Raw genomic sequence first — 247 nt, 5'->3', positions numbered from 1 at the left:
CTTCTTAAATAATAGCAAAGTTGTGTCTGCACATCATGCGCGAATTCAAGGATTACAAGAAGATAACTATAACGGTATTTTATTAAGTTTACCTAAATTAAAGATAGAACAATAATTCAGGAAGAATTATCAAAATATTTATTCAGAAAGAATTGACAAAATATAACTGACGATATAAGCTAATAACCATAAAGTCTACCGGAAAGGTCGGAATAGGATTGTTACCCCTCAAAAACATCTATTTTTT

1 pseudogene is annotated in these 247 nt (G+C 29.1%); it reads left to right on the top strand.

The annotated features are described in order from the left end of the window. Positions 1-115 (top strand): annotated as a pseudogene (locus MR113_RS27850) (oligopeptide-binding protein oppA); the annotation flags it as partial. Positions 116-247: the final 132 nt, after the last annotated feature.

Source organism: Bacillus cereus group sp. BfR-BA-01379 (assembly GCF_022663605.1).
GTDB lineage: Bacteria > Bacillota > Bacilli > Bacillales > Bacillaceae_G > Bacillus_A > Bacillus_A mobilis.
The sequence above is the reverse complement of the archived record's forward strand: the minus strand, read 5'-3'. Positions and strand labels throughout refer to the sequence as shown.